This window comes from Lysinibacillus sp. FJAT-14222, assembly GCF_001278875.1.
In the GTDB taxonomy this organism is placed as follows: Bacteria; Bacillota; Bacilli; order Bacillales_A; family Planococcaceae; genus Lysinibacillus; species Lysinibacillus agricola.
The window spans coordinates 104,512-128,216 of the sequence record NZ_LIYL01000065.1 but is presented as its reverse complement, the minus strand read 5'-3'; the positions used below and the strand labels follow the sequence as shown (position 1 = coordinate 128,216).

Here is a 23,705-nt window from a genome sequence, read left to right as displayed (position 1 = left end):
CAGAAGGGTTCTATACAAAGGATTATGTAAAAGGAAGTACCATTCATAGACATCATTTTGATGGTTCGGAAGCAGAAAACGGTGATTACTACGATTTTTTAGACCATAAAATAAGTAAATATGCTTACTGTTTAGATTGTAAAAAAAGATTGTTTGAAGTGGATGATTTAGAAGTAATTTAGTTAAATCAACTAGAACAATATGAGGAAATTAATAAATAAGGTAATCCACTACTTATTACAAATATCGAGAATTTCTGAAGAATTATACTTAAAATAAGGCCGTTTCTAAGATAAGCAAAACGCTATTGAACTCCCATGAAAGAACGTAATAATCTTTCATTTTCTGTGGTGTAGCGCTGGTTTTTGCGCTACATGGATGGCTAACGAGTAGCTTTTCTTGAAGATCATTGAGTTGCATATGCAGCTCTTTTTTTCTTATTGAATTAACGGAGCAGTTTAGCACAATTAGAATAGAGGTCTTGATAACCTTAATGTCGAAAAGAATGTATAAACGGTATAAAACACAAGGAGAGGTACTTTGAAAAAAATTAGGGAAGCAATAAAAGAGGATATGATAGAAATTTATAAGATGGGCTATGATGTTTGGGGAGATAATCTGCCATATGAAGAATATATAACTATGTGCCAGGATTCTAATAAGTATAAAAAGGGAAAGTGGTACGTTCTTGAAGCAACAGATACAAAGCAACTATTAAGTTCCCTCATCGTATATGAATTAAATCTTTCTGAAAACCAAATTGTAAAAGGGATTGGTTCAATCGCTACTCCCTTAAATTTAAGAAAAAACGGATATGCTTCTTTATTGGTCAAAGAAACGATAAATAAATTAGAACAGGAAGAAAAATGTAACAACTTTTTCCTTTATAGTGATATTGGGATAGAATTTTACAAAGGATTAGGTTTTATTGTACTACCTAATGATAGTCAAAAATATAAAGACAGTGTTTGTATGTATTACTCAAAAGAAAATGATATTGGCTCCATATCACTTGATATCCCCGATTACTTTTAATGCACAGCCTTATTGAAGTAACGGAGTGCTTTACTTGAAGATCATTGAGTTACATATGCAGCTATTTTTTCTTATTGAATTAACGGGGCGGTTAGTTGAAGAGTGTTGTTTAACTTGTGTTCAACAAACGGGCCTTCAGCTGGAGCTTTGTAAAAAAGATTGATCATTTATAATAAAATCTGATCGTTTATAAAAAAGATTGATCAAAAATCCTGTGTCGGTATGCAGGATTTTTTCTTGTTCCAGAAACGAGCCATTTTTTTGAATAACACTCAATATCGAAATTAGGAAAATTATGTTAAAATATACTGAAAGAAAGTACGAAATTGAGGAGGATATTATTGGATAATGAACTGATTAAACGCTATTATTTAAGGCTTATGTACGGTGAGATTAATGAGTATGAAGATGTTATAGACTACTTAACTGAATACTTGTATAATAATCCCAATGACCCTATTGTACTAAATAATAGGGGACTTGCATATGTGGAAATAGGTAAAAATGAAGAAGCATTTTCTGACTTAAAGAACTCTATTACGCTTAAAGCTAACGAAACTATTCCTTATAGAATCATCGCTGACTTATTGAAATCCCAAGATAAATTTGAATTAGCAATTAAATATTATACTACTGCGTTAGAACTTAATAAAGATAAAATTCCACTATATAAACTCAGAGCAAATTGTTATGAGCAAATTGGTGAAAGCGAATTAGCAAATCAGGATAATAAAGAAGCCGAAAAACTCCAGAAATGATACTTCTTTATTCAACAAATCAGCTAATAGAAGCTAGTTCGTTATTCCATTAAAGGGTGCGATTGTAAAGGAACACTATTAGGAAATGATCAAACTTTTTTATAAAAGTCTCAAACTTAGTTAAAACGAAAAGTTCCATTTTGATCAATCTTTTTTCAGAATGGAGCTTTTGTATTTGCTGTTAAATAAGGAATGAATAGCATTTTTAAATCAAACTATATTCCGAACTAACAACAGCAGCATAAACTAAACAACAACACTTGGAAGAGTTTCAAAGTAACCAATGCATATGTCTTTAATAAAATGAACCCCATTTCCTACAGTCATTTTGTTGATATAGAATACATATCTCAAAAAATATTATTAATAAAAAATGTCTGCACATGATGGAAAGCAGACATTTTTTTGTGAAGGATTTCTAATGTGCAATAAAAAAGTAAATTGCCTTAGGTACTAATTGTAATTGTTCGTTCATAACTTAAAAATGAGTTGCTGACCATTGTGAGGATCATTCGAAAGATATTGTGAAACAACAAAATCTAAGGAAATTGATGAAAATAGCAAAAGCTTTAATCCTGAACGTAAAAATATAACGAGAGTATATGTTCTCGGTATATCTCAGTAGTGCATTTTTATTGCCTCCTGTTATCAACTACAGCGATTTTTTTCTGTCCATCTTCTTCTGCATAAATGATAAAAACTTTAACAATATTATTGACATAATTAACTACCATATCCGGTGTATGTAGCTGTTACACGATTTCTTAGACCAACACAGTATTCAAGGAAAAATTGAGCTATAGCTGGTGTGTTGATTTCATCTATGAATATAGGAATAAACGGCATAAAGCGATCGAACTCTCGTGCATCTTCATATGACTTCACCGTATTTGATTTGAGCTCCATTAATTGAGGAGCTAGACTTTTTAAGTCTAAGTCATCCCGGTCCTTAAAATACCTGCCGTCTTCGTTGCTCAACCGTTCTCGTAGTATAGTCATAAGGAGAAGTCTGTTCATCTGTTTATCATTCCCGATTACCAGGATGTTCTCGTTCCCTTTTGCTAGATCTTTTAACTCACATTTCGCATGTGAAAAATTCTAATTCCTAATTTTTTGAAGGATTTCGCCCTTTGATATTGAACTTTACAGTAAATATCGATGTGGAAGTAAATTTTATGTCTGATCAGGTTCTTACCTTGGATGTAGGGCCGGCACAGTTGTTATCCAACCTTATGGACGAAATCAGATTTGAAGAAATCATCAATGAGTCGGTTAATTGGGACCGATGCTTATCTTCTACATCATCTTTGGAAGGGATTACACCCTGCATCAAATCAACCAAGTATACGTTTTTAAACTCTAATCCTTTTGAGCTATGAAAGGTAGAAAGTGTAACTGCATTTTCGTTTTTCTTGAATTTGGAGGCATTCATGATTTCCTCCAACTGTTTTAACCGGCCGGCGAAATCCTCCATGCTTTTGAGCGGAGCGGCGATTTCCTCCAAAGTATAAATAATCCCCATCAGGTAATCTTTATTAAACTTTAAACTTTTCGCGATATTTTCCAATTTCCCATCATAGCCCAGCTGGTACCGAATAATCTTGATTACCTCATGCGGCCCTTGTGTAGTGGTCTTGTTTATGTTCCTTAACAAGTTCAGTCAGTTTTTGAATATTTAAGGGTGATACCCATTTACAAAATGACGAAATTTGTGTATTCTTGTCCATAACGGTAATCTTTTACTATTGGATTTGGATAGGAACCCCTGTACTTCCATTGTAAAGGATTTTTTTTGTTTAAACATATATCTATTGAAGATTGAAAATTATTAGTATTTCGAATCATATGATTTAATTAATGCAATGCTAGTGATAGTATCTATTAATATGATTTTATAAATACTAACTCCCTAATTATCTTAATATTCACATTTCCAATTAAGTTTTTTTTGATAGCTTGAAATTTTAAAATGAGGAGATTTTTTTTATAATGAAAAAACTTTTTGGTATAGTCTTTTGCGTAATGCTACTAACAGCATGTAGTAGTAATAATAGTGCTGTTCTAAAAGAAGAGAATAATGAAAAAACTGCTGAAACAGAGGTTGAACAAGAAGTTGTTGATAACGAGGAGGAATCTGAGAAAGAAGTCGGAGAAGAAAATACTGGTGCCAATCCACCTTTACCTGTTTCCTGTGAAGGTATTTTATTTGAAACAGGAGCTGTTATTGATGGTAAAAATTTAGCCACATGTATGGGAGATGCCATGGTAGCAGCGGGTAGTGGCTCACATAAAGTCATCTCATCTAATGCCACTTCAAAGGTAGATTTCAAGTGGACCCCTGATTTTTCGATGTATGTTGAAAGTGAAGATAGCACAGTGATTGTTGATGGCGATAAAGGGTGGATGAAAATCCCTGGCGGGGGTTGGGTGGAGGAAACAGATGAACCAAATGATGCAGATGAAGTGATTGCTTCTAATGTAGTGAAATTGACGCGTGTTTTTGGTTACCCACTGACTATTGCTGAAAACTTTGCACAATCACCTACTTGGCATGTCGTTGAGCAAGGTCCTGTGCCTGATGCAGATGCCTTTGTTGATACAGCTTGGCATCTCGCTCCAGAAGGTCCAATTAATGTAGGAGGAGCTGTACTCACAGATGTCCAGCTTTGGGTCACAAGCAATTATTTAGGTGCATATTACATTGCCACAGCTACAATAAGTGGGTTATCCGATACAACAAGCAATACATTTTTACAATGGGGAGAGCCTGTGGACATTCCATCACCAACGGCTAACTAATAAAGGAGATACAATCACAATGAAAAAAATACTTATTATGTTACTCAGCACAGCGTTACTACTTGTAGCTTGTAACAATAGCTCAAACGAGGAGCCAAATAAAGAACCCGCTGAGGAAACAAACAAGAACGAGGTTGAAATAGATAACAACAATAATCAAATAGATGAAGAAAAAATTCAATATGTTGATTTTCAATCGGCTATACCGGCTGAATGGCAAGTTCAACTTCCTACAAATTACCCTATAGCAGAAGATAAATTTTTAACAGCAAAAACGACGACTACAGAAAATGAAATTACATTCGAATTTTATGAATTTGATAAAGAAGTAGCACTAGATGCACCGAACATAACAGATGGCTACTACATCGGACAATTAACTGTTACTCGTTATGAAGATGAATTGAAAGCAGATGATGATGTAAAAATACAGCTAACATTACACGATGATTATGTTGCTGATGCGGGTCCGGAATTAATTTATCCATTCATTGCTGGCGACGAAAGTGTCGTCAACTGGACAAATAATAGCGGATGGTATGTTTTTGCTTATTCAAGAGAAAAATCCGAGCAAGAGCTGGTTGAATGGATTAAAGAAAAAGATTTAGTAAGTGAAATAACAAATGGTACAGAAAGTGGCTACTACCCAAGACCACAAATTGTAGGACAAATGCACTTTTATGCAGATGATAAAACGAAAACATTTGTCACTTGGGCAGAAAAGGAAATCGTCTTTACCTTAAAGGATTTTAGCGAAAATACTTTAGATTGGCTTCATGTATTTAGTAGATAACTTAAGAGGGTGTCGAGAAAGTAGGCTATTCAGCTTGCATCCCTAATGAAGTTGATAATTAGAAGGGTACATTTGTTAACGAACTCATTTAATGTTCCTTTAGATAATGAAAGAACTATTGGGTATTCTAATAATGGATTGGAACCTTCTTGACTAAAGTTAGGGGCAAATATTTTTGAAAATTCCTTGTTTGCACAAAGAGTTACCCACGAAATGGCAAAGAAAGAGCGAATTAAAGTAATTTTGTTTGTTGTGGTTTTAGTTGTAGCACTAATGTTTAGAACAACAGAAATAGAGCTAATCTCTATACTCGCACAAACAGGGGCGTCTGATGGTGTTCTTTTGATGTCACTCGGTACACCGAACTAGCAGACCATGCTAGAAAACTTATCAGGCAACAGACCGCCCTTAAAGTGCCACAGTTGGTGATTTTATTAAAATGGTAACTAAGCAACAACATTCGGAAGAGTTTCAGAGTAACCAATGGCTTTACAAAGTTTGGTTATAAGTGAAATGATACCATTCCTAAAATCCATTAGATTCATAGGGGTGAGATGATTTCTTATTGGATATTTATATTATTTTGACTATGAGGATTGTGAAGAAATGCACTTAAACTCCCATGAAAGAACTTAATTATCTTTCATTTTCTGTGGTGAAGTGCTGTTTATTGCGCTTCATGGATGGCTAACGGATGCGTTTGTTGAATAAGAAATATAAACTTATTATTCATTTTTTAAGGGATAAATAATTATTGGATGTAAACGAAAAAACTTAAAGAGCCTTGCTACTTATAATTTGTAGTAAGGCTCTTACCTTTTTAATTAAAATTAAATAACTTTATTAAATGAAAATCAAAAGAGGGTATGAGTTATAAAACAGTAGCGAAAGAATTAGATATTGATCATTCAATGGTAAGACGTTGGGTTTCAGGCAAAAGACATTTGTTCATATGTTCATTTCTTGTGAAAAAAATAAAAGTCATTGACCCTGACATGGTGTAATACTTTATTATTGCAGTAACAACACTAAAAAAGGAGGGAACACCAATGATGATAGGGGAGCTTTCGAAGAGAACGGGAGTGAGTGAGCGTTCGTTACGATATTATGAAAAAAAGAGACTAATTAGTCCTTCTAGATTAAAAAATGGTTATCGTGAATTTAGAGAATCAGATATCGAGAAAGTGCAAGCTGTTCAGCTGTTTTTGGAATTAGGGTTAAACACTGACGAAATTTATCCTATTATTTCTTGTAATAATTTTCAAATAGTTAAAAATAATGGATGTGCAGATTCAGCCATCGAACTGTACTCAAAAAAATTAATAAGTGTACGTGAACAAATCCAACATCTCAGGGGCACTGAACAGCATTTAGAGACACTTCTTAAATTTTGGCAAGAAGAAAAGAAAAAAGAGGAAGAAGGGATTAATTGAACTATCGTCTACTTATATTAGTACTCGGAACTTTTATTATAGGAACAGATGATTTTGTTATTGCAGGTTTGTTACCTAGTATTGCGGATGATATGAATGTATCAATTGCAACAGCCGGACAATTGGTCACTGCATTTGCAATCGCGTATGCAGTCGGTGCACCAGTTTTGGGAACTCTAACTTTAAATATACCTGTAAAAACTTTATTAGTCGTATCGATGATTGTATTTACGATCGCAAATTGTCTTTCTGCAATTGTGACTTCTTTAGAGTTATTATTTTTAACAAGAATATTGGCTTCCTTAGCCGCCGCAGTGTTTACGCCCTTAGCTATGGCTGCATCTACAAGTTTAGTTCCCGACACAATGAGAGGAAAAGCTTTGTCATTTGTAATTGCTGGTATAACAGTAGGATTAATTCTAGGGGCTCCCATTGGTACATCAATTGGAAATGCTATAACTTGGCGATATTCTTTTGTATTTGTAGCAGTAATTTCTTTAATAACAGTTATAGGAGTTATGATTTTCTTACCTAAAATAGAACGGGAAGCATCATTGAGTATTAAAGAAAGATTAAAGAGCTTCAACAAGATTATTATTCTAACATTAAGCGTTAGCATTATTAGTACAACAGGTGGTTTCATGACTTACACATATATAGCACCAATAATTACAGAAATTACAAGCGTGGAAAATATAAGTATTTTCTTATTTTTATTAGGAATAGGTGCTTTGTTCGGTAATTTGGTCGGGGGATACTTAACTGATCGAATTGGTGCTCCAAAAACACTTAAATTATCACTTTTTGGATTTTCAATTTTATTAGCGGTGTTCTCATTGTTAATGTTACTAACTCCATCCACATTATCAATAATTCTTGTAGGACTAGCTAGTTTATTATGGGGGATTCCTGGTTTCGGAATGAATCCAGCTCTTAATTCATTCCTAATTTCTTTAAATCCTTCACAAGCGTCAATGATTTTATCCTTCAGCGCTTCAGCCCTATACATGGGGATAGGTCTAGGTGCAATAGTAGGTGGAGGAGTAATTAGTATTAGTTCAATTAATTATGTTGGTATTGGTAGTGCCATTTTAGTAATTGTAGCATTAATAATATTTGTTTTGGTTAATAGAGCAACAGACAAAAAAGCTAGTATTAGTAATCAAAATTATTCAGGACAGTTTTGATATTCCATAGTAGCTTTAAAGTAGGTAGTTTAATAGGGAGATTCCACTAGAATAAATACTAGTCAATTTTTATAACTGTTAATAATCATTTACAAAAAGTCGATTCCTTAGCGCATAGTAAGGAATACGACTTATTTAAGTTGAAGTTATTCTATTTGTATTCTTATTTGTTTCTTTTTTTGCGTATGTTCATCTAACATCTAATTCTTTGTTGTCTATAAATTTAATCAATAAAACAAAAAATGACGTAGTTAGTTGTTCATTAGATTTCTATTTTGTAGTAAGACTCTTACATTTTTGATTAAATAACTTTATTCATTCTAATCAAAAGAGGGTATGAGTTAAAAAACCATTAGCGAAAGAATTAGGAATTGATTATTCAATGGTAAGACGTTGTGTTTCAGGCAAGAGACTACTAAAGTGCCACGGTAGAAAATTTTGTCTATTTGTAATATGTTATTAAACAACAACATTTGGAAATGTTTCGGAGTAACCAATGTCTTTAAGGCGTTACTTCAAAGTGAAATGCCAAGGGTAGATTGAATAGTGAAAGATATCCCCAATGTTAAGATTAAAATGCCTACTACATAAAATGCATATTTCATATTTAATACCTCTTTTAGTTATTTTTATTGCAAATACAATAAAAATAAATTAAATTTATAGAGAGTTAACTATAAAGGAGTGTAATCAATGACAGTAAAATTTAGTAAGTGTAGTATAGGAGATTTAATAAAACTTCAAGAAGTCAGTATCGAAACATTCCATGACACATTTAAAGATCAGAACTCACCTGAAAATATGAGAACTTATTTAGAGAAAGCATTTAATACTATACGGCTGAAGAAAGAATTGTCCAATCCAAATTCGGAATTCTATTTCATCTATTACAACGAAGAAACTGCTGGCTATTTAAAGGTAAATGTCAATGCGGCTCAATCAGAACAAATGGGGGATGAATCACTAGAAATTGAAAGAATTTACATTAGAAATAAATATCAAGGAAAAGGACTTGGAAAACTTTTAATCAACAAAGCGATGGAAATAGCTGTAGCACAAAACAAAAAAAACATCTGGTTAGGTGTTTGGGAAAAGAATGATAATGCCATAGGTTTTTACAAGAAAATAGGTTTTATCCAAACTGGGGCTCACTCTTTTTATATGGGTGTTGAAGAACAAATTGATATCATCATGACAAAACCACTTAAATAAAATATTTATGGCAGAAACGTTGACATAACAACATTTCTGCCTTCTGTTTTAGTCATTTTCTATTTTTCTTCATGGCTTCTGCCACTGCAGAAGCATTAGGATCCTTAAAGCTCGCTTATAATATTTGCGTAATCAGTAGCATTACGATTTTGACTTAATTTATAGGCAGCTTGAACTTCTTTTTTTTTAATTCTCAATCCTTTTATTCTTTTTATCTCTTGTTGTAACATTTCAGGAGAAAGTTTATCCCACAATACAGAATTTTTACAGAATTTCTCATATTTTTCAAGTAAATTAGTTAAATCCTGTTCTAACTCATTTCCTTCCATGAGACTTGCTTTTCCATAAACATGAACTGATTGATAATTCCAGGTTGGCACATTTTCATTTTCATATCAAGAAGAAGAAATATACGCATGTGGACCATTAAATATAACTAATATTTCATCTATGTCCTGAAAAGTCCTCCAAAGAGGGTTTCCATATGCAAAGTGACCTGTGAGGTAATATTCATCCTCAATTTTATTCAATAATAATGGTACATGGGATGCTATTGGTTTTTCTTTTCTTATTGAAACAATTGTTGCAAAGGAATTGTCTTTAATAAATTCTGAGAAGGTTCCGTAAAGCTTATACTTGATTAATAGAGGAAAGCGAATTTTTATATTTTGGTGACCCTACTACTTCTAAAACTTTGTACACCATCAACACTCACCACATTGTGAAACGGTTGCGTGGTTGAACTTAACGGAGATATAACAGAAAAAGTTATGGCTTAAAATCCCCGAAAATGTTAGTTAAATAACTAACGTTTTCGGGGTATTTTTTATGACGAGATTTATGATTGTTGGAAATAATTATACTAATTGTCTTTTATGATGTTTAACAACTTGACAGAAGTCTAAATGGGGAGTAATATACATAAGCTACGAAAAAGCTATTGTGAAGTAACATTTTTTCAAATGCAATGCAATACAAAAATACTTATAATCTAAGTTAATATACACTTAGATTTAAATTTAATAAGTAAAAGGTAGGTGCAAAAATGAAAAATTTAATAAGTAAAAAAGATAACCTATTAAACAACTTTTTAGGGATATATATATTAGCTGTTTTAATGTTATGGATTAAAACATACATCGCTCAAACAGCACAATTTAAACTAGGCGTAGAAGGATCGCTTCAACAATTCCTTTTACTAATAAATCCACTAGGTTCCGCAATGCTATTTCTAGGATTTTCATTTTTATTTAGAGGAAAGAGAAAATATACATCACTAGTTGTAGTTTACACTCTGATGTCTATTCTTTTATATGCTAATATTGTTTATTACCGATTTTTTAGTGATTTCATTACATTGCCTACGATTTTCCAAACACAGAACTTCGGAGATTTAGGTGGTAGTGTTCTTTCTTTACTAAAGCCTTATGATATCTTGTTCTTTGTGGATGTATTTGTAATGTTTTACCTACGATTCTCAAGAAAAATACAAAAAGATACCAATCGTTTTGGATATAAAAAAGCAACGGCAATCATTACTTTTGCATTAGCAGTATCAATCCTAAATTTAGGACTAGCTGAATCTAATCGTCCGCAACTACTAACTCGAGGTTTTGATAGAAGCTATATTGTGAAATATCTAGGAATGTATAACTATACGATTTATGATTCAGTAGAAACTATGAAATCATCTTCACAGAGAGCTTTGGCGGATAGTAGTGATATTACAGAAGTGATTAACTATACAAAAGCTAACTACGCCAAACCTAATGCAGAATATTTTGGTGGAGCAAAAGGAATGAACGTCATCTATTTACATTTAGAATCATTCCAAAACTTTCTTATCAACTATAAATTAAACGGTGAAGAAGTTACACCATTTTTAAATTCATTAACAAAAGATAAGAATACTATGTATTTTGATAATTTCTTCCATCAAACAGGTCAAGGTAAAACTTCTGATGCAGAATTTATGCTGGAAAATTCTTTGTATGGATTACCACAAGGATCTGCTTATATTACAAAAGCACAAAATACGTACCAAGCAGCTCCTAGTATTTTAAAAGATTATGGTTATACATCGGCTGTATTCCATGGTAATAACGGAAGCTTCTGGAATCGAAATGAGATTTATAAATCATTTGGATTCGATCACTTCTTTGATGCTAGTTATTATGACACTGGATCTTCAGAAAACATGGCTGAATATGGTTTGTTAGATAAACCATTCTTTAAACAATCTGAAAGTCTTTTAAGTTCGTTACCACAACCTTTTTATACGAAATTAATTACGGTAGGGAACCACTTTCCATATAAAATGAATCAAGACTTAGTAACAATTAATAAAGCTAATACTGGAGATGCAAGTGTAGATAATTATTTCCAAACAGCACGTTATGCAGATGAAGCAATCAAACAAGTGTTCAATCAATTAAAAGAATCAGGCTTATATGATAATTCGATGATTGTTCTTTATGGTGACCATTACGGTATTTCAGATAATCATAATGACGCGATGGAACAAGTCATTGGAAAAGAAATTACACCATATGAAAGTGCTAATTTACAACGCGTACCATTATTTATACATGTTCCAGGAATGCAAGGTGGAACCAACCATACTTATGGTGGCCAAACAGACCTTCTTCCAACGTTATTACATTTACTAGGAATTGATACGCAAAAATTTGTTCAATTTGGTTCCGACTTATTATCAAAAGAGCATGATCAAATTGTACCATTTAGAAATAGCGATTTTGTCAGTCCTACGATTGATTCAATTAATGGGAAATTTTATGATAATGAGACAGGTTTACAACTAGATGATAGTCAATTAGAGTTTGCGAAAACTATCAAAAATAAAGTAGATCGCAAATTGGAATTATCTGATAAAGTCGTGAATGGTGACTTATTGAGATTCTATACGCCAAAAGGTTATACGCCAGTTGATCCTTCTCAGTATAATTACTCCAAAGATGCGAATGTAGAATCTAATTAATTGTTGCAATTTGCTAGGCAGTTCAAGAAGATGTGTTTGATATCAAAGAGTTTATTATCCGATTGCTTTATGGTATCTTACCGTTAACTTGAATTGTAGATGTTATATTAATTTTTTAATAGACCTCTTTACGTTTAAGTGCATCTGATAAGGCAGCAAATATAGTATTAGATATAAATAGCTAACTCTATTGATTGGAATAAGGATGATAACCTACTTTACATCTTTAGACGATTTCAAATCAAGCGTTACACAATAATAGAAAGATTGAAAGGCTTAGGAGTTATTCCTAAGCTTTTTTTGAGGTTTTCAATGAAAGAAAAATTATGAATATAGCATTGATTTTTTATGTATTTAAAAAGATTCCTTTGTTGGCGTTCGGTACACCGAAGGCTGGCGATTTGTACGTAATTCAACAGGCAAGAGACAGCCTAAACTTCGCAAAGCAGAGGGTTTTAAAAATGGTACAACACTTGGAGCTGTTGCAGGGCCAAAGGGTAGTAGCTAATGCAAGCTATGCAACATTATCTTTAGCTGGAGGTCTATTATCTTTAATCCTTATTCCAGTTGTCATTTGGTCAAGAAAAGCTTGAAATAAATTATATGATACAAAAAATTCTTCAAAAGGTTTAACGATGTAAAATGTCGAATTACTATTAAAAACATTTTGTAGGAAGGAAGAAGCTATGCATAACTTATTAGGAAAGGTTATTCTCATTACAGGCGCAAGCTCAGGTATTGGACTTGCCACGGCCGAGTTAATGGCATCTAGAGGGGCTAAAGTAATTATTAATTATAATTCAAATGTGAAGGGTGCCATGGAAGCCGTCCAACGTATTCAAGAAAAAGATGGAGACGCCATTGCAATTCAAGCTGATGTTATTAATAAAGAAGAAGTGAACTCAATGGTTGAACAAGCTATTTCTTCATTTGGCACAATTGACGTTTTAGTTAATAACGCTGGTGGTGGCATCCGTCAAAGTACATTTATGGATATGAGTGAAGAGCTATGGGAAGAAACGTTCAAATTAAATGTAAATAGTGTTCTCTTATGCTCCCAAGCTGTATTAAGACATATGATTCCAAAAAAAGGTGGAAAAATTATTAATGTATCTTCAGCGGCTGCACGAATTGGAGGGGCAGGGGAAAGTATTCATTACGCATCTGCTAAAGGGGCGATAAATACAATGACGATTGGAATGTCCAGAGAGCTAATTGAATATGGAATTATCGTGAATGGGGTAGCGCCTGGAATGGTAGAAACACCTTTTCACGATAAATTTGCTCCTGGCGATAATCGACTTGAGCGTATGGCTTCATCTGTACCAATAAAACGGGCTGCAACACCTATGGAAATAGCAGAGGTAATTGCCTTCCTTTCTTCCGATGCTTCAAATTATATCCTCGGAGAAATTATGAATGTTAGTGGTGGGAGATAATCGAAATAAAGGAATTTTATTGGGGAATTCTTAATTAGTAATGTAGATGACTATTATATCTTCTTTCCTTTACGTTATTCGTATAATACATTTTATTGAACTAACGAGGTGCTATATTGGAAGAGAGTTAACGAGGGGGTTTATTAATGGGAATGAATGAAAAAACATATCTAAGTATAGAAGAGAGTATTTCATTACCAACTTTATCAGGTACAAACATAAGTGATGATGGCAAAAACGTAGCATTTGTCAAGAAGACAGCTAACTGGAAAGACAATAAATATAGGAATCATGAACAGTTTATCGAAAAAGGCTTTATCGTTTTAGAACCAAACTACAGGGGAAGTTCTGGTTATGGTAATGAATTCTTAAAAGCAATCTATAGAAAATTGGGAATTGCTAACTACGATGATGTTATATCTGGAGTGGATAAACTAGTTGACAAAGGGATTGCAGATAAAGATAGAGTAGGGGTTATGGGATGGAGCAACGGGGGATATATATCAGCTTTCTGTTCTACATTTAGTAGTAGATTTAAAGCTATTTCAGTTGGAGGTGGAATTACTAATTGGAGTACCCATTATGTAAATACAGATATACCTTACTTTATTAGGATGTATTTAGGAAATGATCCATGGAATGATCCAGAGATATATACGAAAACGTCACCAATGACATATATTAAATCAGCCTGTACTCCCACTTTAATCCAACATGGCGAAAAGGATGCAAGAGTTCCAACTCCAAATGCATATGAGCTATATCAAGGATTAAGGGATATGGAAGTTGATACAGAATTAATTATTTTTAAAGGAATGGCATATAGTTCTGGCATGCAGTTGATATTCACTTAATCCAAAAGATTGACGAATGTTATTTAATTCTTTTGCGGTCTGCTTCAATTCTTTTGAATCATTCGTTTTTTTCGCTTTTTGGTAACAACGTAATTGTTTTCGATAGTGTTTTGATTTTTGCATGAAAGTATTTTACTGCANATTATAGAGTGTACGGGCAATTTCAAAACGTTTTAATAGGATAACCTTTTGCCATGTATCTATAAGTAACTTGAGTTCTATAATAAAACAATCTTTCTTCCATTTCGTCATTACCCGCCACCCCTTTATTTTTCGATTATTCACAATATACAATATAAACGTATGTTCTATAAAGAAAAAAGCACTTCATTCCTCCCACCTCTGAAGAAGGGGGCTTCCTGAAGCTCACTTCTGTGAAAGACTATATTTTATTGAACAGCAAAACCTTATTTATTTACAATTAGGAGGGATTAGTAAAATATAATTTGGTTGACCTAGAAAAACTGGGGACATATTTCTTAGAAAAAGGAGGCCGTACATGGAGATCTTAATATCGATAATAATACTACTTGTATTATTATTAGTGACAAATGTCTTGGCGCATTATATTTCTTTTATCCCTATTGCTTTAATTCAGATTGCAGTTGGAATTTTAGCTGCTTTAGTAGCAAAGGATTTTACCATTGAAATCGAAGCGGAATGGTTTTTGCTATTGTTTATTGCACCGTTACTATATTATGATGGCGCACATTTTCCTCGTGAACAATTATGGAAAATGCGATTACCGATTTTAGGCAACGCTATTGTATTAGTATTATTAACGACTATCGTTGGTGGTCTATTTGTGCACTGGATGATTCCGTCGATTCCTTTGGCGGCTGCCTTTGCTTTAATGGCTATTTTATCGCCTACTGACCCAGTGGCGGTAAATAGTATTGCCAAACGAGTTCATATTCCAGATCGTATAATGAATTTAGTTCGTGGGGAATCTTTAATCAATGATGCATCGGGGTTAATCGCGTTTAAATATTCAGTAGCGGCGATTGTAACTGGTTATTTTTCATTGAAATCAGCAACAAGTGATTTTCTTTATATGTTTTTTGTTGGTTTAATTATAGGTATTTTCGGTGCATTAGCAATATTTTTGATACGACTTCATCTTCGCCGTATAGGAATAGTGGATTCAACATTTTACGTCTTGCTACAAGTTCTAACACCCTTTCTTTTATATTTGATAGCAGAAGAGGTGTTTCATGCATCAGGGGTAATTACAGTTGTAACAGGTGGAATTATTGCGGCAATTGTTAAAGAAAAGACCGAAAACTTCATAGCACAAGAACAAGTTGTTACAGAACATGTTTGGTCAATTGTGACTTTTACATTGAATGGGGTTATTTTCCTTCTGCTAGGGTTGATGTTACCATCTGCTACAAATTCTATATTAGTAAGCGAGGAAATTCGCAATAGTACCCTGATTTTATATGTGCTAGGAATTGGCTTGATGGTGTTAGTCATCCGCTTTGCTTGGGTGATGTTCTTTAATATAGTAGATAAAAAAATATTTAAGAACGAAGAAACAGTGACAATTAAAGACCATATTGTGACAACGCTTGTTGGCGTTCGTGGTACGATCACGATGGTAGGAATATTATCATTACCTCTAGTAACAAATCAAGGAGAATTATTTCCGAATCGTCAATTACTCATCTTTTTAGCTGCAGGTGTTATTTTATTCACCTTGATAATGGCAACCATATTTTTACCTTTATTAAATGAACAAGATAAAGCCAAACAGCCAAATTTAATGAATGAAAAAAGAGAAATGTTAAAACATGCGATTCGTAGTATTCAACATGAAACAGTTGAAGAAAATGCTGCTATAGCTCTAAAGTTAATGAATCAATATAACGCAATGTTATTGAATATTGAGCGGAAACAGTCAGAAGAAGCATTTCAAAAGTACAGGCAACAAATGTTGGAAGCTAGAAAAGTTGGGATGGAATTAGAAATAATTTATACGAAGCAATATATGGCTGAGCATGGATTAAATGAATCAATTCAACAGGAAATTGACTATATTCTTAAAGAAAGAAAAGATATGTTAAATAACCGAACGTTTACTTTGTTAAAACGTCGTTTACGCCATTTTTTACGTGAACGGAAGATGAGCAAACTACCAGCCGATGTTGTAGAACAAATTAATCATGTAAAAAAAGATTTAAAAGATTATGTGACATCATCAATTATAAAGCATGTTCAAGAAACGAATGAATTTTCTTTAGATATTGTGCAAAAAGTGGAAATTTATTATCGTCACTTACAATATTCATCTTATAAAATGGATTCTTCAGAACAGGAAGAACAAAAAGAATACTTAGCTTTAATAGCCATTGAAGCACAAAGAAATCTTATAAATGAATGGTATCAGGCTGGTGATATAAATAATGAATTAGCAAAAGAATTAAGAAGATTTGTAAATAATCTGGAAAGTGTTATTTTACTTGAAGAGGAAGAATAAAGGGTGCCAGCCTAGCATAATTTGCTGGGCTTTTTATTTGCTTCGGTGTATTGGTTGTTTACAACGGTAGGTAGATTATAGCACGTCTACTACACGTTCATATTGCAGGTTTCTGTGTATGTTATTTTTTTTGAATACATTGCTAAAAGATTCCTTTGTAGACGTTCGGTACGCCGAGTACTGGTAGACCTTTACGTAGCTTAACAGGCAAGAGACTCTCCGTCCAGACTGATCGGTAGGAAGCTTATTAAAAAAATGTCTGCATATAGTTTTTATTAAAACTTATTTCAACGAGTAAAAAAAGGGATATTCCACATACAACACGTTAATAACTTCCATCGCCGTTTGAAAGGATGGATGGAACGATTTCAAGGTGTTGATACGTATTATTTGGATAGTTACCTTTACTGGTATCGTTGGCTTGAGTTACATCAAAACTTTGCATTTGAAAATCGGGTAGAGCAAATGCTTATTTCAGCTTGTCAAAAATCTAACTATTTCACAGTTGAAGCAATAAGAAAAAACAAAAAGCATCTTTCTTTAGATGCTTTTTAAGCAGATTCAGTGGTTTCATAGCAATGTTGAATGAATATTTGAGGGAAATGTGCAGTAAAAAAGCCGATTCTAATCAGCTTCTGTTTTTCAGTTTCTTTCCTGTTTCAATACCCGCAGCGAAAACTGCCGATACCATACAAAAGAAATATAAAATTTGTTGGAATCTATCTGCTGTCCAATATCCCAAAAAATTCATAAATACAAGTATGACAAACAAAATTGAAGAAACAATGAGTGAATAAAAGCCAAAACTATGAGACATTTTACACCATCCAATTTATGTTAATGTAATTATGCTTTAAGGTTAACATAAATTGAATATCAAAACCATATTTTAATGAACACTTTGAGTAAATAATAAATAAGAAAATCAACTACTTATTACGAACATCCAAAAATTTATGAGAAGTCATATTTAAACTGAGTGCTTTAGTTAAAAATTCGGTTTGCGAAATATCAAAACAAAAAGACAGAGTTCATTCTCCACACATCTTGTAGATTTATTGTGTATTTTTGTTTTAATAGCAACAATCTTTTAGAAAACAGCCAAACATAATTAGCAGTCATGGGCCGATTCCTCTAATTTGCATTCATCTTTTTTCCGCATCTTTTAAGTTCATGAATAATAATTGATCTTTAGACAATTCATTATTATCCATTAATTTTGCTATTTCAATAATATATTCACTTTTTTTGATGGTCATCTTAATTTCGGATAAATCATCGGGAGTTAGCTTTGAAATTAGTTTATAAGATGGAAAGCTCCAATATATTTTGCCTTCGTATTCTATATAATCCCCAAACTTTTCTACAAATTCCCTTTTCAATGCATAGGCAAATGGTAAATTGATATTTGTTGACCTAAAACACCCTAACATAAAGCTTCAAATAAATCTGGGATGCCAATAATTCGTAATCTTTTAAACTTTTCAACTGGCATTTTAAGAAGTGAGTCTACTTTTGCCATTTCATAAAATGCAGTTAAATCATTATCTAGGTCAAACCACTCACGAACAAATTGAGTAATTGCATCAATTTGCCAGTCCTCAACAAATTTTACTGTATTTGGAATTCGGGCAATCAAAAGTTTATTTACAGTAAAGTGTAATTGTATCAAAAACGAAGTATCCTCAATAGTTATAATTCTTGTGACTGAATGACCGTCAACCTCATACATACATTCATTTTTCTCTCTTGTTAAATATCCAAAGTTTGATTCTAATTAAAATCACTAGGTGCGTAATAAATATATCATTTTCAATTTTGTTCAATGTCATTTGCGTACCCTTCTTCGTTAAAAATAATTATGTCGATTGGTATATTAACACATAGTAATACGAAAAAAACTTCAATATCTTGCTATTACGTTAGAAATAACTTATTTTTTCGTTCACATGCAGTTATACTTTGTTGTACAAAAAACAACAAGGAGAAGAACAAATGACTTCAAATATACAAACACGTATCAATAATTTGGATTGGGGATCTATTCATAACGAGTTAGATGAGCATGGATTTGCGATACTTCCACCTATTTTAACAAAAGATGAATGTGAATTTTTTATCAAGCTTTATAACGAAAAGGAGCCATATAGAACAACGATAAATATGTCCAGATATCGTTTTGGGAATGGAGAGTATAAATACTTTGCATATCCGTTACCTCAAATAATCGAAGTTTTAAGAGAAAGTTTCTACCCTGAGTTAGCTAATGCAGCAAATAGATGGTCAGAATACTTAAAGAAACCAGCTGAATTTCCACTTAAACATCAGGAGTTTTTAGAAAAGTGTGAGCGACATGAACAACTTAGACCAACTCCATTAATTTTAAAGTATGAAAAAGGTGGGTTTAATTGTTTGCATCAGGATTTGTATGGAGATGTATTTTTCCCATTCCAAGTAGTAGTTGTATTAAATCAAAGAGATAAGGATTATACAGGTGGTGAATCCTTATTAGTAGAGCAGATTCCTCGTGCTCAAAGTCGAGGTCATGTTGTTACATTGGAACAGGGTTGTGCGCTGATTTTCCCTACTAATAATAGACCGTTTTTAGGTAAAAATGGATACTACAAAACGACTGTTCGCCACGGGGTAAGTACTGTAACTTCAGGAGAACGATATGGACTTGGAATTATTTTTCATGATTCCAAATGAATTTCTAGGTTTATAAGGGCGTTATCTATAGAAAGAGGTGAAAAAATAATGGAGGATAAAAAAAATTCCGACATTCAAAGAGGTCGTCTTGAAAATATAAGTAATGTAGAAATAATGACTGATGAAAGATGGAAAGCAATTATTAACAATGATGCAACATACAATAATAAATTTTTTTATGGAGTTGAAACCACAGGGATATTTTGTAAACCTTCATGTAAATCACGTGCACCAAAAAAAGAAAATGTGCGTATTTTTCTAACAGCAGAACAAGCTCTCAATAGAAATTTTCGTCCTTGCAAACGTTGTAAGCCTACAAATGAAAACCTACCTGATAATGAATGGATAACTCTTGTTACGGAGTACATTGATAAGAACTTCACCGAAAAGTTAAATCTTGAATCATTAGGGGCAATTGCGCATGGGAGTCCATTTCATTTGCATCGAACATTTAAAAAAATTAAGGGAATTACCCCTACAGAATATACACAACATGTTAGATTAAATGCTGCTAGAAAGTATTTAATTGAAACAGATAAATCGATTACAGATATATCTATATGTGTAGGTATACCTAATTCTACTTATTTCATTACCTTATTTAAAAATAAGTTTGGTCATACACCTATTCAATATCGTAAATTACATCGATTAATGGATAAAGAGGAGGAATAAAAAATGAATACAAACAATGAACAAAACATTTATTGGTCTTTACTTACACAAAAAGAATGGAGAATTTATGTTGCAGCAACTTCTAATAATCTTCTATTCGTTGGATCACAAAACCAATCGTTTGAAGAATTGAGTGATTGGGTTAAGAAAAAATATCCTAAACGAACGCTTGTAGAAAATAAAGAATTATTAAACCCTTATTTAGATGAAATAATAGAATACCTTGAAGGGAAACGAACACAATTTACATTTTCAATTGATTACAAAGGAACACCGTTTCAACTTTCAGTTTGGAATGCACTTAATGACATTCCATATGGACAAACAAAGACTTATTCGGATATAGCAAATTATATTAACAAACCATCAGCTGTTCGTGCTGTAGGTATAGCTATTGGAGCAAATCCAGCTTTACTAGCTATTCCTTGTCATCGTGTAGTGGGAAAAAACGGAACTTTAACTGGTTATCGTGGTGGGCTTGAAATGAAGAAAAAGCTTTTAGAACTAGAAAATTCTAGTCTGAAAAAATAAGTGATGCATTTGGAAAATTTGAAAGAGTAGGTGTTTTATTGAATAATAAATTACTATATAAAAATCCAAAGACAATTCTCAATAAAGGGACCGGTTTTCTTTCAGGATATACTCATTCATTAAACCCTTATACAGGTTGTTCATTTGGATGTTCCTATTGTTATGTACGCCAAATGCCTGTATCTCTTTTTCGAGAAGGTGAATGGGGCGATTGGGTAGATGTGAAGAGCAATGCTGCTACATTACTTGCTAAAGAACTTCGTAAAGCAAAAACTAAAGGAAATGTAACAATATTTATGTCATCTAGCACTGATCCATACCAACCTGTCGAGTATAAGGAAAAGATAACAAGATCGTTATTAGAGGTCATGGTTGAAGATCCTCCTGATTTTTTACTAATACAGACAAGAAGTCCACTCGTAAGTAGAGATATTGATTTATTACAGCAATTAAAAAATAAAGTGAGAGTAAGTATGACCATTGAGACTGATTCTGAGGTCATTCGTAAACACTTTACGCCAGAAGCACCACCTATCCAGGCACGGTTAAAAACACTAGAAAAACTAGACGCTGCTGGAATACCAACTCAGGTGGCAGTTGCTCCAGTATTGCCAAGTGGAGAACTTTTTCCGCATAAATTAAAGCAATATGTAAGTAGGGTATGTATAGACGATTATTTTATGGGTGATGGTAGTGACGGGAAACGAACTAAAAAAATAGGCATTGAGAAGAAATACATCGAAATGGAATTAGAAGAATGGTACAATCCCCAAGTTTATCAAAAAGTATATAGCAGGTTTTTGGAAGTATTTTCAAAAGATCAAATTTATATTAGTCAATCTGGTTTTGAACCATAAGGTGGATACAGCTGATGAATGAAATTATTGACAATAGTACTGAAAAAGAAATATCCAAAAAGACATACACTCTGTTAAACGCTGATTTGAAGATATATCAAAGTGATAAACCAGGTTCACTAGGAGGACATCGAAGAGGAAAAATATATGTGAAATTAGATTGCCCCTCGGCACTAAGAGCCATAGCTAAAGGCGGATATATTAAGCATCGAGTGTTTTTTTAAGATGAAAAAACTGCAATTGTAGCAGGCTTTAGGCCATGCGCTGTTTGTATGCTAAAAGAATATGCAGAGTGGAAAAAAGAAAAGATAGAGAAAGAAAATGTATAAAATATATTATAACTAAACTGTAAAAAGAGATAAAAGCAAAGCCCACACTCAAAAAGAACTTGTACTATTAATGAACATACTTACTACAGAACAACCATATATTGAATCTATTACAATTGGACATGGTCGTGACCTGGCATCTACCATTGCAGCGAGAGAACTTGCAAGGTTATGGGAAGTTAAAGGTGGTTTTCAAAAAGAGGAGGTGTTGGACTACGGACATTTGAGGGAATACGTGGAGTTTTAAATGATGGTCAGACTGGAAAGTTTCAAATAGTCAATAGGCGTAAAAGATACAAGTCCATTGTAGAGATTCTTCTCTATAATGGACTTGTTGCTTTGCAAATATATGTTTTTTAAGTTAATTTTAACTTTCAGCTCACATTTATATTACCGTTTCATACTACGAATAAAACTTTTTGTTTCCTTATCAACACGATTGGATTCTGTAATTTTTTGCAATGCTTTATTATAAGTAAAATCGTCAAGTGAATTGTTCTTCAAATATTCTAGTGTAATACTAGGATATTTCACATAACAGATTGAGATAGCCCAAGCAACTGCCATTTTTGCATAAAACCCTTCATGTTTTATACTATTTAGGATTTTAAGAACGTTATCAATGTAATTATCTTCAATATAATAATTTAATAACATTACCACTCCAAAACGTATTTTATATTCTTCTTTTGAACAAAAGAATGGTTTTAAAAATTCCCACATAAGGTTTTTATTATTCTTTGTAAATTTTAACCCCGAACAAAAGCTATCACATGTTGACCAATTATCTATTTTAGGAACAAAAGAAGAAACATAAGTGAGAAGTTCCTCAATGTCAGCTTTCGCATATCCAATGACCATACCCTGTAGCATTACTTCCTCGAAATATTCATTTTCAGCCAATTTAATGTAATTTCGCCAATCATCTTTAGATATACTCTTTGCTATTTTCCGAAGTTCCGGTAACCGAACACCTAAAATATTATTTATATTAGGAATTAGCGCAGCAGAAAATTTCTGATAATCTGTATCAATTAGTTCAAAGATTTGATTTCTAACATTTTCAATCATAGTACTCTCCCATTTTACTTGTATTAATTATTATATTTTAACTGATAAAAAATTTTAAAAGGATAAAATTAAATATAAAAGCAAGATTTTAAAGTAAATTTAGATTTAAGTTTGTCCAAAACAAGAATAATGCAGCAAGAATAATTATTGAAATTATTACAAAAGATTCCTTTGTTGGCATTCGGTACTCCGAAATGTGTATCGAAAGAACCTTTTCCTCTTAATAAAAACAAATAACTATGTAGTTAGCAGTTTGTTTTATCATCTGCTTCTGTTTGTTTACATGCCTTAATTACCTCATAGCATTACCTCGTTATGCATTTTATTAATAAAACATTTATAAATCCCCAGTTTAAACTAGGGAGACAATTTGTCACGTTTAATAAATATTATCTTTCCGGATAATCTACATGTAATGGCAGTGGAACTAACCAACCTTTACTTTTATTAAGACGTAACAATTTAGCGTCAAGTTGAGCTTTATTTGCGTGGAATTGAGCGTACATTAGAGTAATATCATTTCTACAATTTTAGGATGTGTTCAAA

Annotated in this window: 23 protein-coding genes and 4 pseudogenes; 20 read left to right on the top strand and 7 right to left on the bottom strand. The window is 32.7% G+C overall.

Annotated elements, in window-relative coordinates:
* Positions 1-540: 540 nt before the first annotated feature.
* Both AN161_RS26660 and AN161_RS26655 read left to right on the top strand, forming a co-directional pair.
* Complete coding sequence (locus AN161_RS26660) at positions 541-1,035, top strand: GNAT family N-acetyltransferase (RefSeq protein WP_053597331.1); 495 nt, start codon at positions 541-543, stop codon at positions 1,033-1,035.
* 341 nt (positions 1,036-1,376) lie between these two features.
* On the top strand, positions 1,377-1,793 hold the full coding sequence (locus AN161_RS26655) for a tetratricopeptide repeat protein (protein WP_053597330.1): 417 nt from the start codon (positions 1,377-1,379) through the stop codon (positions 1,791-1,793).
* Positions 1,794-2,516: 723 nt separating this feature from the next.
* Here AN161_RS26655 and AN161_RS26650 read toward each other — a convergent pair.
* Both AN161_RS26650 and AN161_RS26645 read right to left on the bottom strand, forming a co-directional pair.
* The gene (locus tag AN161_RS26650; protein ID WP_143115082.1) at positions 2,517-2,792 is read right to left on the bottom strand and encodes a hypothetical protein; all 276 of its coding nucleotides are present in this window, start codon (positions 2,790-2,792) and stop codon (positions 2,517-2,519) included.
* 184 nt (positions 2,793-2,976) lie between these two features.
* Positions 2,977-3,447: a 3'-5' exonuclease gene (locus AN161_RS26645; protein ID WP_053597328.1), complete on the bottom strand. Its 471-nt coding sequence runs from the start codon at positions 3,445-3,447 to the stop codon at positions 2,977-2,979.
* Between the two features lie 335 nt (positions 3,448-3,782).
* On the opposite strand from AN161_RS26645, the gene AN161_RS26640 reads away from it, so the two are divergent.
* The 5 genes from AN161_RS26640 (at position 3,783) to AN161_RS26625 (ending at position 8,005) form a co-directional block, all read left to right on the top strand.
* Entirely contained in the window at positions 3,783-4,592 is an 810-nt protein-coding gene (locus tag AN161_RS26640; RefSeq protein WP_053597327.1) for a hypothetical protein, read from the top strand.
* Positions 4,593-4,611: 19 nt separating this feature from the next.
* A complete protein-coding gene (locus AN161_RS26635; RefSeq protein WP_053597326.1) occupies positions 4,612-5,385 on the top strand; it encodes a hypothetical protein in 774 nt (257 codons plus the stop codon).
* 213 nt (positions 5,386-5,598) lie between these two features.
* On the top strand, positions 5,599-5,754 hold the full coding sequence (locus AN161_RS30045; protein ID WP_158003114.1) for a hypothetical protein: 156 nt from the start codon (positions 5,599-5,601) through the stop codon (positions 5,752-5,754).
* 680 nt (positions 5,755-6,434) lie between these two features.
* Complete coding sequence (locus tag AN161_RS26630; RefSeq protein ID WP_053597325.1) at positions 6,435-6,818, top strand: MerR family transcriptional regulator; 384 nt, start codon at positions 6,435-6,437, stop codon at positions 6,816-6,818.
* The gene (locus AN161_RS26625) at positions 6,815-8,005 is read left to right on the top strand and encodes an MFS transporter (protein ID WP_053597324.1); all 1,191 of its coding nucleotides are present in this window, start codon (positions 6,815-6,817) and stop codon (positions 8,003-8,005) included. Before AN161_RS26630 ends, AN161_RS26625 begins: the two co-directional genes overlap by 4 nt.
* 521 nt (positions 8,006-8,526) lie before the next feature.
* Here AN161_RS26625 and AN161_RS29240 read toward each other — a convergent pair.
* Positions 8,527-8,610 (bottom strand): annotated as a pseudogene (locus AN161_RS29240) (YitT family protein); the annotation flags it as partial.
* A gap of 88 nt (positions 8,611-8,698) precedes the next feature.
* Here AN161_RS29240 and AN161_RS26620 point away from each other — a divergent pair.
* Positions 8,699-9,217 carry a GNAT family N-acetyltransferase gene (locus AN161_RS26620; protein WP_053597323.1) on the top strand — a complete coding sequence of 173 codons (519 nt, stop codon included), beginning with the start codon at positions 8,699-8,701 and terminating at the stop codon, positions 9,215-9,217.
* A gap of 52 nt (positions 9,218-9,269) precedes the next feature.
* Here AN161_RS26620 and AN161_RS26615 read toward each other — a convergent pair.
* Positions 9,270-9,876, bottom strand: a pseudogene (locus tag AN161_RS26615) (FMN-binding negative transcriptional regulator).
* Between the two features lie 386 nt (positions 9,877-10,262).
* Here AN161_RS26615 and AN161_RS26610 point away from each other — a divergent pair.
* The 6 genes and pseudogenes from AN161_RS26610 to AN161_RS26585 form a co-directional block, all read left to right on the top strand.
* Positions 10,263-12,215, top strand: a complete 1,953-nt coding sequence (locus AN161_RS26610) for an LTA synthase family protein (RefSeq protein ID WP_053597322.1) — start codon at positions 10,263-10,265, stop codon at positions 12,213-12,215.
* A 326-nt stretch (positions 12,216-12,541) separates the two neighbouring features.
* Positions 12,542-12,808, top strand: a complete 267-nt coding sequence (locus AN161_RS26605; protein WP_053597321.1) for a hypothetical protein — start codon at positions 12,542-12,544, stop codon at positions 12,806-12,808.
* 93 nt (positions 12,809-12,901) lie between these two features.
* A complete protein-coding gene (locus AN161_RS26600) occupies positions 12,902-13,654 on the top strand; it encodes a glucose 1-dehydrogenase (RefSeq protein WP_053597320.1) in 753 nt (250 codons plus the stop codon).
* A gap of 146 nt (positions 13,655-13,800) precedes the next feature.
* Positions 13,801-14,484, top strand: a pseudogene (locus AN161_RS26595) (prolyl oligopeptidase family serine peptidase); the annotation flags it as partial.
* 523 nt (positions 14,485-15,007) lie between these two features.
* Complete coding sequence (locus tag AN161_RS26590) at positions 15,008-16,987, top strand: sodium:proton antiporter (RefSeq protein ID WP_053597318.1); 1,980 nt, start codon at positions 15,008-15,010, stop codon at positions 16,985-16,987.
* A gap of 288 nt (positions 16,988-17,275) precedes the next feature.
* Positions 17,276-17,542 (top strand): annotated as a pseudogene (locus AN161_RS26585) (hypothetical protein); the annotation flags it as partial.
* Between the two features lie 871 nt (positions 17,543-18,413).
* Here AN161_RS26585 and AN161_RS26570 read toward each other — a convergent pair.
* Positions 18,414-18,659 (bottom strand): DNA glycosylase, encoded by a 246-nt coding sequence (locus AN161_RS26570; protein ID WP_158003113.1) that lies wholly within the window; start codon positions 18,657-18,659, stop codon positions 18,414-18,416.
* A 323-nt stretch (positions 18,660-18,982) separates the two neighbouring features.
* Between AN161_RS26570 and AN161_RS26565 the strand changes: the two genes are divergently transcribed.
* From AN161_RS26565 to AN161_RS30040, 6 genes are all read left to right on the top strand, one after another.
* Entirely contained in the window at positions 18,983-19,696 is a 714-nt protein-coding gene (locus AN161_RS26565) for a 2OG-Fe(II) oxygenase (protein ID WP_053597313.1), read from the top strand.
* A 48-nt stretch (positions 19,697-19,744) separates the two neighbouring features.
* Positions 19,745-20,371: a bifunctional transcriptional activator/DNA repair enzyme AdaA gene (locus tag AN161_RS26560; RefSeq protein WP_053597312.1), complete on the top strand. Its 627-nt coding sequence runs from the start codon at positions 19,745-19,747 to the stop codon at positions 20,369-20,371.
* A 3-nt stretch (positions 20,372-20,374) separates the two neighbouring features.
* Entirely contained in the window at positions 20,375-20,902 is a 528-nt protein-coding gene (locus AN161_RS26555) for a methylated-DNA--[protein]-cysteine S-methyltransferase (RefSeq protein WP_053597311.1), read from the top strand.
* Between the two features lie 38 nt (positions 20,903-20,940).
* A complete protein-coding gene (locus tag AN161_RS26550; protein ID WP_053597310.1) occupies positions 20,941-21,759 on the top strand; it encodes a radical SAM protein in 819 nt (272 codons plus the stop codon).
* Between the two features lie 14 nt (positions 21,760-21,773).
* The gene (locus AN161_RS26545) at positions 21,774-21,983 is read left to right on the top strand and encodes a hypothetical protein (RefSeq protein WP_343069222.1); all 210 of its coding nucleotides are present in this window, start codon (positions 21,774-21,776) and stop codon (positions 21,981-21,983) included.
* A gap of 175 nt (positions 21,984-22,158) precedes the next feature.
* A complete protein-coding gene (locus AN161_RS30040) occupies positions 22,159-22,335 on the top strand; it encodes a hypothetical protein (protein ID WP_158003112.1) in 177 nt (58 codons plus the stop codon).
* A gap of 143 nt (positions 22,336-22,478) precedes the next feature.
* Here AN161_RS30040 and AN161_RS26540 read toward each other — a convergent pair whose 3' ends face one another.
* Together AN161_RS26540 and AN161_RS28035 are read right to left on the bottom strand one after the other, a co-directional pair.
* Complete coding sequence (locus tag AN161_RS26540) at positions 22,479-23,159, bottom strand: DNA alkylation repair protein (protein ID WP_053597309.1); 681 nt, start codon at positions 23,157-23,159, stop codon at positions 22,479-22,481.
* A gap of 389 nt (positions 23,160-23,548) precedes the next feature.
* The gene (locus AN161_RS28035; protein ID WP_277815993.1) at positions 23,549-23,674 is read right to left on the bottom strand and encodes a hypothetical protein; all 126 of its coding nucleotides are present in this window, start codon (positions 23,672-23,674) and stop codon (positions 23,549-23,551) included.
* Between the last annotated feature and the right edge of the window lie 31 nt (positions 23,675-23,705).